This is a genomic window from Devosia sp. XGJD_8 (assembly GCF_046614475.1).
Lineage (GTDB): Bacteria > Pseudomonadota > Alphaproteobacteria > Rhizobiales > Devosiaceae > Devosia.
The window spans coordinates 1,068,664-1,081,296 of the sequence record NZ_JBKJHF010000001.1; the positions used below are offsets into that span (position 1 = coordinate 1,068,664).

Sequence of the window (12,633 nt, forward strand, 5' to 3'; positions counted from 1 at the left end):
TCATAGTCGCGAGGTTAAGTGGCGGTCAGCCCACGAGGGAAGCACCCATGACCGCCATTACGCTGATGACCGAGCCCAGGATTGCCGAGGAGCACGCCATCGACAAGGATTGGTGGCGCGGCGCGGTGATCTACCAGATCTATCCGCGCTCCTTCCAGGACCAGAACGGCGACGGCATCGGCGATCTGGTGGGCATTACCAGCCGTCTCGATTATGTCGCCGACCTGGGCGTCGACGCCATCTGGCTGTCGCCGGTCTTCACCTCGCCGATGAAGGATTTCGGCTACGACGTATCCGACTATCGCGGCATCGATCCCAGCTTCGGCACGCTCGAGGATTTCGACCGCCTGGTGCAGAAGGCCCACTCGCTGGGGCTCAAGGTCATCATCGACCAGGTAATCTCCCACTCGTCCGACAAGCATGCCTGGTTCGCCGAATCCCGCCAGAACCGCACCAATGCTCGCGCCGATTGGTATGTCTGGGCCGATCCCAAGCCCGATGGCACGCCGCCCAATAACTGGCTCTCCATTTTCGGTGGCTCGGCCTGGCAGTGGGACAGCCGGCGCATGCAGTATTACCTGCACAATTTCCTGGTCTCCCAGCCCGACCTCAACTTCCACAATCCGGACGTGCAGGAGGCCCTGCTGGGCGATATGCGCTTCTGGCTGGAGCGGGGCGTCGACGGCTTCCGCCTCGATACGGTGAACTTCTATTTTCACTCGACGGGTCTGGAATCCAATCCCGTGGTCAAGCCAGAGGATTTTAACGCCTCGACCGCCCCTGCGGTGAACCCCTATAATTTCCAGGAACATCTCTACGACAAGTCCCGGCCGGAAAACCTGGAGTTCCTCAGGCGCCTCCGCGCCATGATGGATGAGTATCCGGGCAAGACCACGGTCGGCGAGATCGGCGACAGCCAGCACCAGCTCGAAGTCATGGCGCAATACACCTCGGGCGATGAGCGCCTGCACATGGCCTATACCTTCGATTTCCTCGGCGGGGAGTTCTCGGCCGCCCATTTCAGCAAGTCGATCGCGGCCGCCGAGGCGGCTGCTCCCGATGGCTGGATTTGCCTGGCCTTCTCCAATCACGACGTGGTGCGCCATGTCAGCCGCTGGGCCGTCCATGGGCAGGAGGATGTCTTTGCACGCCTGGCCATCACGCTGATCCTGGCGATGCGCGGCTCGGTCTGCCTCTACCAGGGCGAGGAGCTGGGCCTCAAGGAGGCCGAACTGGCCTTCGAGGACCTGGTCGATCCCTATGGCATCGAGTTCTGGCCCCAGTTCAAGGGGCGCGACGGCTGCCGCACGCCCATGGTCTGGCAGGCGCATGCCGCCAATGGCGCCTTTTCCACCGCAAACCGGACCTGGCTGCCCGTGCCGGCCGAGCATCTCGTCCATGCCGTCGACACGCAGGACAAGGTCGATGGCTCGGTGCTGGAATTCTATCGTGCGCTGCTGCAGTTCCGCCGCGCCCATCCGGCGCTGGTCAAGGGTTCGATCAGGCTGCTCGACGCTCCCGGCAATGTACTGGCCTTTATCCGCGAGGCGGGCGATGAGCGCCTGCTCTGCGTCTTCAACATGGGCGACACCGCCGCCGAATTCGCCATTCCGGCCGATCTCAGCCCCCATGATGCCGGCTGCCCCGGCGTCACTGCTGCGCCGATCGACGGCGAACTCGATCTCGAACCGTTCGGATCCTATATCGGCGTGCTGTAGCCTTCAGGCGACCTGCGGCAGGCGCGCGGCCACCAGATCGCGCGTCAGCCGATGCTGCGGCCGCGCGAAGAGCTGATCCGGCTTGCCCTCTTCGACGATCCGTCCGGCTTCCATCACCAGCACCCGGTCTGCCATGGCATGCACCATGTCGAGGTCATGGCTGATGATGAGATAGGTGAGGCCGAAATCGGCCTGCAGGCGGGCCAGCAGCGCCAGCACCTCGCCCCGCACCGACATGTCCAGCGCCGATACCGGCTCGTCGAGCACCACCAGCTTTGGCCTGGTCACCAGCGCCCGGGCAATGGCCAGTCGCTGCCGCTGCCCACCCGAGAATTCATGCGGGTAGCGCTCCAGCATGCCGGCATCGAGCCCGACCGCCTCGACGGACTCCACCAGCCGCTGCCGCACCGTCTCGGCCGTCAGGCCCGGCTCCAGCCGCAGTGGTTCGCCCAGCGAATCCGCCACGGTCAGCCGGGGGTTGAAGCTGCCGAACGGGTCCTGGAACACCAGCGAGATGTCGCGTCGCAAGTCCTTGGGCAGGTCCGAACCATGATAGGTCCGGCCCTCCAGCCGCACCTCACCCGCCGTTGCCCTGTCGAGGCCGACGATGATCTTGGCCAGCGTGGTCTTGCCGCAGCCGGATGGCCCGACCAGCGCCAGGCACTCGCCGCTGGCGATGGCAAAGCGCGCCGCGTCGACCGCCCGCAGCGGCTTGTGCCGCTGGAACAGTCCGCCGCTCTGGCGATAGTCGCGCACGATACCATCGACCTCGAGCAGGCTCCCGCCAAGCGGCGCGCGCTCGAGGGGCGGAAAATCGAACCGTGACGCAGCCACCAGCCTTTGCGTATAGGGCTGCTTGGGCGCCGAGAAGACGCTCATGGCCTCGCCCGTTTCGACCAGCCGCCCATCATGCATCACGGCCACGCGCGTGCAGAGCGCCGCCACCGCCTTGAGGTCGTGGGTGATGAACAGCAGCGTCATCTGCCGGCGCGCGCAGATATCGGCAATCAGGTCGAGCACCTTGCGCTGGGTGACGAGATCGAGCGCCGAGGTCGGCTCGTCTGCGATCAGCAGGTCCGGCCGGCTCGCCAGCGCCATGGCAATCATCACGCGCTGCCGCTGCCCCCCGGACAGCTGATGCGGAAAGCGCTCGCCATGGCGGAGTTCGAGGCCCACTTCCTCGAGCAGGTTGCCAACCTTGGTCTGCGGCGCGCCATGCGCGATGTTGAGACGGATGGCCTCCTCGATCTGGTCGTTCACCCGCATCAGCGGATTGAGCGCCGTCATCGGCTCCTGGAACACCATGCCGATGCGTTCACCGCGCAGCCTTGCCATGGCGCGCTCGGCGCGGGGCAGGGGCTCGCCGTCGAGCGCTATCGTGCCGCCCACCACGGCGTCGTCGGGCAACAGGCCCGCTATGGCCAGCGTCGTCAGCGTCTTGCCCGAGCCGCTTTCCCCGATAATGCCGAAGCGCTCCCCCCGCTGCAGCGAGAAGCTGACATCGGAAACCACTTCGGTATTGCCGAAACGGATGGAGAGGCCCGAGACATCAAGCAAGGACATTGGGATTCCCTTGCCGGAGCCGCGGGTCTATGGCGTCGCGCAGGCCGTCGCCCGCGATATTGAGGGCAATGACGATGAGCACGATGGCCAGCCCGGGCACCAGCGTCAGCCATGGATGGATCAGGAACATGCCCTGTGCATCGCGCAGCATCAGCCCCAGGCTCGTCGCCGGCGGCTGGGTGCCCAACCCGATATAGGAGAGTCCCGCCTCGGCCAGGATGCCGAGCGACATCTGGATCGTGCCCTGCACGATCAGCAGGCTCATGATATTGGGCAGCAGGTGCCGCCAGGCAATCATCGCATTGCCCAGCCCCGCCAGCCGCCCGGCCGCGACGAAGTCGAGCGTGGCAATGCTGAGCGCCCCGCCGCGCGCCACCCGCGCGAAGACCGGAATATTGAATATGCCGATGGCCACGATGGCGTTGACCGCGCCGGGGCCGACCAGCGTGGTGATGAGGATCGCCACGATCACCGCCGGGAAGGCGAAGACAAAGTCGGTCAGGCGCAGCACGACCCACTCGACATGTCCGCCCCAGGCCGCTGCGGCAAGGCCCAGCGGCACGCCGACACCGACGCCGATGGCCACGGCAATGGCCGCCACGAGAAAGCTCGTCCAGGCGCCGGACATCACCAGCGACGCCATGTCCCGGCCCAGGTTGTCCGTGCCCAGCCAGTGTTCGGCGTTCGGCGCGAGGAAACGACGCGGAATGTCGATCTGCTCGATGGGAAAGGGCGTCCACACCAGCGACAACAGCCCGATGGCGACGAAGATCAGCGTGGCAACGAGGCCGATGACCAGGCTCGGATGGGACCAGAGCCGGTTCATGGCGCGCTCCTTTCCCGCAGGCGTGGATCGACCAGCGCATAGGTGAGGTCCGTCACCAGCATTGTCGCCGTCACCGTCACGATCAGGATGATGGTGGCGCCACGCACCAGGATCAGGTCGCGCTCGGAAATGGCGGTGAAGATCAGCCGGCCCAGGCCGGGCAGGTAGAACACGTTTTCCACGATGATCGTGCCGGCTACCAGATAGGCAAACTGCAGCCCCAGGATTGTCAGCACCGGCAGCAGCGCATTGCGCACCCCATGCCGCCATACCGCCTCGCCCATGGTCAGCCCCTTGGCGCGTGCGGTGCGGATATAGTCCTGGCTGGTCACATCCACCAGCGCCGTTCGCATCACCCGCGCCAGGATAGAGGCCTGCGGCAGCGCCAGCGCCAGGCTGGGCAGGATCAGCCCGCGCAGTGCCGCGCCGCTGTCCTCGTCCCACGGCGTGAAGCCGCCCGGCGGCAGCCAGCGCAGCGTCACCGCGAACAGCAGCGTCAGCAGCATGCCGAACCAGAAATTGGGAATGGCGATGCCGGTCTGCGCCAGCATCATCACCATCGTGTCGAGCGGCTTGCCGCGCCGCCGTGCGGCCAGGATGCCCAGCGGCAGGCCCACCACCACGGAAATCACCATGGCCATGATCGAGAGCGGCAGCGTCACGCCCAGCCGCCCCCAGATCAGCTCCGCCACCGGCGCGCGCTGCGTATAGGACATGCCGAAGTCGCCCTGCAGCATGCCCCAGATCCAGCCCAGGAAGCGCTCATGCGCCGGCGCATCCAGCCCCATCTGCGCCCGCAGCCGCGCCACGGCGTCCGGCGTGGCATTGATGCCGAGGATGAACTGCGCCGGGTCCCCCGGCAGCAGGTCGAGCAGCCAGAAGATTACCAGCGCCGCCACCAGCAGCGTTACGGCAAATCCGAGGAAACGACGGAGGGCGAAGAGGATCATCGATGGGGCAAGGGCCAGTCGCCCCCCCTCACGGCCTTCCCCACAAGGGGGGAGGTGAAGATATGTGCTTGGCTAGAGATCGAGCCCCAACCACCGGCCGGCACCTCCCCCCTTGTGGGGGAGGCTGGGAGGGGGGAAGTTACAAACTCAATAGTCGGGATATCACTCGGTCCACTTGATATCCCGCAGCACCAGCCCTTCGATGGGTGAGTTCTGCCACATGCCCGTGAGCTTGGCATTCCAGACGCCGGTCTGCGGCAGTTCGAACAGGTAGCCATTGACCGCATCATTGGCGAGGATGGTCTGCGCCTCGACCGCGAGTTCCTTGCGCTGGGCGTCGTCGGTCGTGCCATTGAGGGTCTCGATCAGCGCCTGGAATTCGGGGTTGTCATAGCCGAAGTAGTAGTCGGGGTTGGCGTAGTTGCCAATGTCGAACGGCTCGACATGGCTGACGATGGTCAGGTCATAGTCCTTGTTGGCATAGACGTCTTCCAGCCACTGCGCCCATTCCACATTGATCAGTTCGAGTCTGATGCCCACCTCGGCAAACTGGCTGGCAATGATCTGTCCCGAGAGCCGAGCATAGGCCAGCGGCGGCATCTTCAGCGTGGCGCTGAACCCATCCGGAAAACCGGCCTCGGCCAGCAGTGCCTTGGCGGCCTCCACGTCATGCGGATAGGTGCCGGTCAGGTCGACATAGTAGGGATTGTGCGGGGCAAAATGGCTGCCGATCGGCACGCCATAGCCATAGGTGGCGCCATCGATGATGGCTTGCCGGTCCAGCGCATGCGCCATGGCCTGGCGCACCTTGAGATTGTCGAAGGGCGGCTTGGTATTGTTGGTCGATAGGATCGTCTCGCCTTCCGTCGTGCCGACCAGCACCTGGAACTGCGGATTGGCCTCGAACACTTCCAGCGCTTCCTGCCCGAAATTGTTGGTGCCATCGATATCGCCGGCCAGCAGCGCATTGATCATCGTCGCCGTGTCGCCGATGAACACATAACTCGCCTTGGACAGGCTCACCGGCTCGCCCCAATAGGGGCCATAGGCTTCCAGCATTACCCGGCTCCCCTTGTCCCACTGCAGGAAGGCGAAGGGCCCGGTGCCGATCGGCACATTGGCATTGTTGCCGGCGCTTTCCGGCGCCACGATCACCGCGTCGCCGCGACCCAGATCGAACAGGAAGTTGCCGACCACCCGGCTGAGCTTGATCTCCACCGTCAGCGGATCGATCACCGTCACACTCTCGATCGGCTCGTAGAATTCCTTGTGCGCGCTGACGCTGTCTTCCGCCAGGATGCGGTCGAAGGTGAACTTGACGTCCTCGGCATCGAAGGCCGTGCCGTCGTGGAAGGTCACTCCGTCATGCAGCTTGAACGTATAGGTCAGGCTGTCGTCCGAAATGGTCCAGGATTCCGCCAGCCCCGGCTGCACCGCACCATTCTGGTCGACGCGGGTCAGCCCCTCGAAAATGTTCTGATAGACCACGATGTCGATGGCTTCCGCTGCCCCGGCGGTCGGGTCCAGCGCCGGCGGCTCCAGCGCCACGCCGATCCGAACTTCAGTCGGCTGCGCCAGCGCCATGCCGCCCGCCGCCGTCGTCAGCATCAGTGCCAGGCCCAGAGCCTTGATTGTCTTGTTCATCGTCATTCCCCGCGCTGCGCGCATTGCTGCGCTCTTGGCCGCATCATATAGGGAACCGTGACTAACATGGCAGCAGGCCAGCCTGTTATACTTTCCTACGGTCGCCCAGCCGGGTAGCAAGAATGACCGGAATGAGGCCCGCCAGCACGATGAACAGCGCCGGCAGCGCCGCCTGGGCAAACAGCCCGACATTGGCGCGGGAATAGACCAGCGTCGCCAGCGTCTCGACGCCAAGCGGCCGGAGCAGCAGCGTCGCCGGCAATTCCTTCACGATCTCGACGAACACCAGCGTCGCCGCGCTCAACAAAGCCGGCGCAAGGGTGGGCAGGTCGATCTTGAACAGCAGCCCCATGCCCCGTTCGCCCAATACCCGTCCGGCATCCAAGATAGAGTCACCGCGCTTCTTCATCGCCGCGTCGATGGTCGAATGGCTGACGGCCAGGAACCGGATCGAATAGACATAGAGCAGCGCCGCCATCGACCCGGAGAGGATCAGCCCCGGGCGCCACTCCCAAAGGGCCATGGTCATGCGGTTGAACCACAGGTCGGCCTGGCCCAGCGGCTGCAGCAGCCCCAGCGCCAGCACCGTGCCGGGAATGGCATAACCCAGCGTCGCCAGCCGGATCGCTCCCCTGGCCGTATTGCCCGAGCGATGCGCGAGCTTGGCTGCCACCAGCCCGACCACCACGGTGATGATCGCGCCCGCCGCCGCCAGCGTCACCGTAGGCACCAGCGCATTCAGCGTCATGGCAATGGTCTCGGGCAACATCACGCGGAATGCCAGATAGGCCAGCTGCCCCACCGGAATGCCGAAACCCAGCCCCAACAGCAGCAGGCAGAAGCCGACCGCAGCCCAGCGCCGCCCGGCTCGCAGCGGCTCCCGCGCTGGCGGGATACGGCTGTCGCGGCGTGTCATGTAGACGCGGTCCCGCCGCGCCCGCTGTTCGGCGACGATCAGCAGCCCGATCACCAGCACCACGGTCACGGCCAGCTGTGCGGCGCCGCCGAAATCGGAGCGGTTGATCCAGGTCGAATAGATGATCGCGGTAATGGCATTGATGCCGAAATACTGCACCGCCCCGAGGTCGTTGACGACTTCCATCATCGCCAGCGTCACCCCCACTACCAGCGCCGGGCGCGAGGTCGGCAGCGTCACGGTGAAGAAGGTCCGCATGCCGCCGGCGCCCAGCGTCCGCGCCGCGATATTGAGCGACGTCGACTGCATCAGGAAGAAGGCCCGACAGGCGACATAGACATAGGGATAGAGCACGCTGGACAGCACCAGCGCGGCACCCCACTGGCTCTTGATGTCGGGAAACCAGTAGTCCCGCAGCGTCGTCGCCCCGTTCACCGCCCGCAGCGCGCTCTGCAACGGCCCCGTAAAGTCGAGCACTTCGACATAGGCATAGGCCGCCAGGTAGGTCGGCACCGCCAGCGGCAGCACCAGCGCCCAGTCGAACACCCGTCGCAGCGGAAATTCGTAATGCGTCACCAGCCAGGCGGCGACCAGCCCGACGCCTCCGGTGAGCAGGCCCACCGAAACCATCAGCAGGCCCGTCTCGCGCAGGGCCGTGGGCAGCATGTTGGCGCCCAGGCCATTGCTGCCGCCAATCGCCAGCAGGGCCGACCAGCCCAGCCAGGCAATCGGCAGGCCCATCAGCGCAGCCAGCAAAAGCGGAACGACCGGCAGGGCGCGCGCCCTGCCGGTCAACATGGTCCGGACCTCGTGGTCGGTCGCCAAGCGGCGGCCTAGTCCTGGGGACCTTCGTTGAACTTGAGCTCGTCCACCAGCGCTGCCGCGGCACCGCGATTGGCGGCCACTTCGGTCAGCGGGACGGTCGAGGCCTTCAGTTCACCCCAGCTCAGCACCAGCTCGTTGATCGGCGCGCTCGCCACCACCGGGAATTCATAATTGGTGTCGGCATAGATCGACTGGGCTTCGTCCGACAGCAGGAAGGCGATCAGCGCATTGGCATTTTCGGCATTGGGCGCATGCTTGGCGATGAAGCCGCCAGCCACGTTCACCTGGGTGCCATCGGCCTCGGCATTGGGATAGATGATCCGGGCGGAATTGGCCCAGTCCTTCTGCTCCGGCTCGGCTTCGTTGTTGAGCATGGCGCCCATGTAATAGGTGTTCACGATCGCCAGGTCGCAGGTGCCGTCGAGGATGCTCTTGACCTGGGCGCGGTCATTGCCGTCGGGGGCGAAAGCCAGGTTGTCGCGCACCTTGGTCAGCCATTCGCGGGCCTTCTCCTCGCCGTTGACGGCGATGTAGTGGGCGATGAGGCCGATATTGTAGGCATGGTCGCCCGGGCGGGTGCAGATGCGGCCGTCCCACTCCTCGGAGGCCAGGTCCTCATAGGTCAGCGCGGTGGCGTCGACGCGGTCCTTGGAGACGTAGAAGACGCGGCTGCGCAGCGACAGGGCGGTCCAGTTCGCATCGTCATCGCGGAAGGCTTCCGGCACGCGCGCCACCAGGTCCGGCGTGGTGATCGGCTGGGTCAGGCCCTGCTCCTCGGCACCGACCAGGTTGCCGATATCGACCGTCAGCACCACGTCGGCGGGCGAAAGCTCACCCTCGGCAGCGACGCGCTCCAGCAGGCCATCACCAGCATAGAGCACATTGGCCTTGATACCGGTTTCTTCGCTGAACTTGTCCAGCAGCGGCTGCAGCAGGCTCTGTTCGCGATAGCTGTAGATGTTCACTTCGCCGCTCTGGGCAAAGGCGGGGGCGGCCATGCCGGTCAGGGCAACCGATCCGAGCAGGGCGAGCGCAATGCGCGAGGTCAGGGTCATGTGTCTACTCCCATAGGGCGGGGTCAAGGTCCCGCTGTAATGGGCGCCTTCTCCGCAATTGGCTCGCAAGAGTCAAGAATGCTCAGCAAAATCAATGGCTTGAAGTCTAGAACCGTTCAAAACAGCAATGACTTATACCAGTGAAATCAGTCTATTAGCTGATTGAGACAATCCACTTATTTTGCCTGCGGCAGACCGGCGCAGACCCCGCATCACTCCGCGACGTCGGGCGTGGCGCGCTCGACCAGGTCGGCCGGCACGATCAGCGTGAACAGCATGCCCTGTTCACCGGCCGGGTCGACCGAGAGTGAGAAGGCGTTGACCGCCAGCAGCGACCGGGTCAGCGCCAGCCCGATGCTGGACCGGACCGGGACCATCGCCCGCCCATCGCGGCCGGTGCCGTCGCGGAACACCACAAAGCGCTCGGCCATGTCGACGGCATTGGTGGAGCTGTCGCGCACATGGATGGCGATGCCGCCGTCATCCTCGAGCTGGGCCGAGATCACCACGCCGCCGCCGCTTGGCGTCTGGTCGATGGCGCTGGCCAGCAGGTTCAGCACGGCCTGCGCCAGCGAGGCGCGGTCAGCGGTAACGCGCGGCAGGCTTTCCGAAATGGCATTGCGCACGATCACGCGGGCGCCGCTGGCCTGCTTGCGGATGCGAACCACGCAGCTTTCGAGCAGGCTCGTCAGGTCGATGCTGGTGCGCTGCGGCAGGTAACGGCCATCGCGCAGCCGGGCATAGTCGTCCAGCTCGTCCACCAGCGCGGCAATCTCCTGGCCGGCCGTGGTAATATCCTGCGCATAGGCCTCGTAGCGGTCATTCTCCAGCGCGCCGAAGGCTTCCGAGCGGATCAGGTCGGCAAAGCCGATAATGGTGTTGAGCGGCCGGCGCACGCCGCGGCTGATCCGCGCCAACAGCGCCGGATCGATCTCCGCCGCCGCCGCAAGCCGCGCCGGGGCCGCGTCGCGCCCGCGCACGAAGCCGAAATAGCCGGTGATCACGCCTGCCTGGCCCTGGGCGAACAGCACGATCTCGGCGCTGCCCGATAGCGAGCGCAGGCTGAGGCTCGGGCGTTCGGTTTCGGCAAAGCGGGCCGGACGTTCGAGGAAGTCCCGCAGGCTCGCCACCTCCGTGCCGGCAACCAGCGTCGACAGCGACTTGCCCTCGAGCATGCCCTCGACATTGAGCAGGCTGGCACTGCGCGGCGTGATGGCGCTGATCACCCCGGCGCGCGTCGCCTCGAAGAATCCATCGCCCCGCTTGTCGGCAAAGGCGCGGGCAAAGGCCGTCACCGCGGCCTCGTGTCCGGTCCGGACCTCGGTCGTGCTGGCCGACAGCATCAGGGCAGGGCGGCCCTGCCAGGAGATCGACTGCAGCCGCGCCGTCACCGGCACCAGCGTACCATCGCGCTGCACCAGGTGGTTGACCGGCCCTGCGCTTTCCTCGCCCTCGGCGCCCACCGCGGGGAAGACTGCACCGAGACCCGCCGCGCGCAGGTTTTCCACCGAATCGTAGCCCACCATTTCGGTGATGGCCCGATTGGCGAACAGCACCTGCTGGTCGCGGAACACCAGTATGCCCAGCGGCAGCCGGTTGAGCACGAGGGTCTCGCCGCCCAGATTGATCAGCGCCCCGGTGCGGGCCGGCTCCTCGACCTTCCTGGGCAGTTGCGCCACCGGCTCCGGCTCCGGCTCGCCCACCCGATCGGTGAGGATGCGCGCCAGCTCGTCGAAATTGTAACGCGACACGCGCTCCACCGCCTCGGCATCGGCGGCGGGCGGCGGCACCAGTTCGGCCACGACCTCGGTGACCTGTTGCGCGCCGTCGTCGGCGGGGACATCGGATTCGGGCGGCGCCGCAACGGCGTCCAGTGCGGCAAGGTCGCCCAGATCGGCCTCGGCATCGGTCAGTTCCGCTTCCGGCACGTCCTGCTCGGCACCGTCGGCCATAGCATCCGCCCCGGTCACCTGGAACAGGTCGCCGGCCTCCGGCACCGCTGGCAGCTGGGGCGGGGGATCATCGGCATCAGTCAGCGGCGTGAACAGCGCATCATCCGCCGCGAGCCGGTCCACCAGCTGGCTGAGCCGGCTGACGGTTGGTGTTTCCACTTCGGCACCACTGTCCTGGTCTGCCGCTTCAGGGGCCGTCTCGCCGGCGGCCGGCTCCAGCGCCGCAGCCCCATCCTGCTCGGCTTCGCGCCAGTTCTCGAGCTCCTGCGCATAGGCATGCTCATCCGAGACGGGAGGCGGCGGCACTGCGTCCTCGGCTGGCGCCGCATGCTCGCTCTCGTCCAGCGCATCCTGCGCGGCCACGAGATCCGAATCCATGGGCCCCGTCTCTGCTGGGCTGATCACGTCTGCCGGTTCTTGCGCTGCTGCGTCCGCTTCGCTCTCAGCCGCGGCCAGAATGTCCGGCGCGATCGGATCGACACCCACGACCAGCAGTACGGTCTGCCCGTCCTGCCAGGGCAGGGGCGTAGTAGCGCAGGTGCCCGAGGCCGGCTTGTCTCCGGCGATGAACTGGATGCGGGCCAGGCTCGTCCGCCCGGGCGATCCCAGCCGGATATTGCGCGCGACCTGTCCCTTGATCGGCACGGCAGGCGGCGCCAGCTTCAGCCCATGCTTTTTGAGCTTGCCCAGGAAGAGCGGCGCGGCATCGTTCTGCCACAGCAGCGCCTGGCCGTCCTGCGACCAGAGCCACGCCGGCCGCGAGTCCCCGGCGTGCTGCAGCACGCGGGGGGCGCTTGGCGATGTGATCCAGTCGGCATCCATATACGATTATTGTCTCCGTCCCCGATGCGGTCGCATCCGTGCCATTCCGGCACAATCGCAGCGGGAAGCTTAAGGTTTCTTCAATATAGGCTGCGCTCGGCAGGGTCCAGTGCAACGCTGGAGGCGTCCCTGTCCTTCGGGCCGGATGGTTAAGTCGGCCATGGGCTTGCCCTTGTCAGCCGCGCGCGAAATCGGTGCTTGTCATCCCGGAATTCTCGACCTATGTTCCGCCCGCTTTCGGGACGAGCGTTTCGCCATCCCTCGCAGAGCATTTGCCGCCTTAGCTCAGTTGGTTAGAGCGCTAGATTGTGGATCTAGAGGTCCCCCGTTCAATCCGGGGAGGCGGTACCATTTCTCTCCCT

8 protein-coding genes and 1 tRNA gene are annotated in these 12,633 nt (G+C 65.9%); 2 read left to right on the plus strand and 7 right to left on the minus strand.

The genetic code is table 11. The features are described from left to right. Positions 1–47 precede the first annotated feature (47 nt). Positions 48–1,718 (plus strand): alpha-glucosidase family protein, encoded by a 1,671-nt coding sequence (locus tag ACLI1C_RS04980; RefSeq protein ID WP_411395753.1) that lies wholly within the window; start codon positions 48–50, stop codon positions 1,716–1,718. A gap of 3 nt (positions 1,719–1,721) precedes the next feature. On the opposite strand, the gene ACLI1C_RS04985 is transcribed toward ACLI1C_RS04980, so the two are convergent. The 7 genes from ACLI1C_RS04985 to ACLI1C_RS05015 all read right to left on the minus strand — a co-directional run bounded on the left by ACLI1C_RS04985 (position 1,722) and on the right by ACLI1C_RS05015 (position 12,271). Then, complete coding sequence (locus ACLI1C_RS04985; protein WP_411395754.1) at positions 1,722–3,281, minus strand: dipeptide ABC transporter ATP-binding protein; 1,560 nt, start codon at positions 3,279–3,281, stop codon at positions 1,722–1,724. Continuing rightward, positions 3,268–4,107 (minus strand): ABC transporter permease, encoded by an 840-nt coding sequence (locus ACLI1C_RS04990; RefSeq protein ID WP_411395755.1) that lies wholly within the window; start codon positions 4,105–4,107, stop codon positions 3,268–3,270. Before ACLI1C_RS04990 ends, ACLI1C_RS04985 begins: the two co-directional genes overlap by 14 nt. Then, entirely contained in the window at positions 4,104–5,057 is a 954-nt protein-coding gene (locus ACLI1C_RS04995) for an ABC transporter permease (RefSeq protein ID WP_411395756.1), read from the minus strand. Before ACLI1C_RS04995 ends, ACLI1C_RS04990 begins: the two co-directional genes overlap by 4 nt. A gap of 162 nt (positions 5,058–5,219) precedes the next feature. Further along, a complete protein-coding gene (locus ACLI1C_RS05000; protein ID WP_411398226.1) occupies positions 5,220–6,707 on the minus strand; it encodes an ABC transporter substrate-binding protein in 1,488 nt (495 codons plus the stop codon). 79 nt (positions 6,708–6,786) lie between these two features. Continuing rightward, positions 6,787–8,442, minus strand: a complete 1,656-nt coding sequence (locus tag ACLI1C_RS05005; RefSeq protein ID WP_411395757.1) for an ABC transporter permease — start codon at positions 8,440–8,442, stop codon at positions 6,787–6,789. Positions 8,443–8,450: 8 nt separating this feature from the next. Next, positions 8,451–9,497, minus strand: a complete 1,047-nt coding sequence (locus ACLI1C_RS05010) for an extracellular solute-binding protein (RefSeq protein ID WP_411395758.1) — start codon at positions 9,495–9,497, stop codon at positions 8,451–8,453. 212 nt (positions 9,498–9,709) lie between these two features. Continuing rightward, positions 9,710–12,271, minus strand: a complete 2,562-nt coding sequence (locus ACLI1C_RS05015) for a histidine kinase dimerization/phospho-acceptor domain-containing protein (protein WP_411395759.1) — start codon at positions 12,269–12,271, stop codon at positions 9,710–9,712. A 274-nt stretch (positions 12,272–12,545) separates the two neighbouring features. Between ACLI1C_RS05015 and ACLI1C_RS05020 the strand changes: the two genes are divergently transcribed. Continuing rightward, positions 12,546–12,622: transfer RNA gene (locus tag ACLI1C_RS05020), tRNA-His, on the plus strand. Positions 12,623–12,633 lie beyond the last annotated feature (11 nt).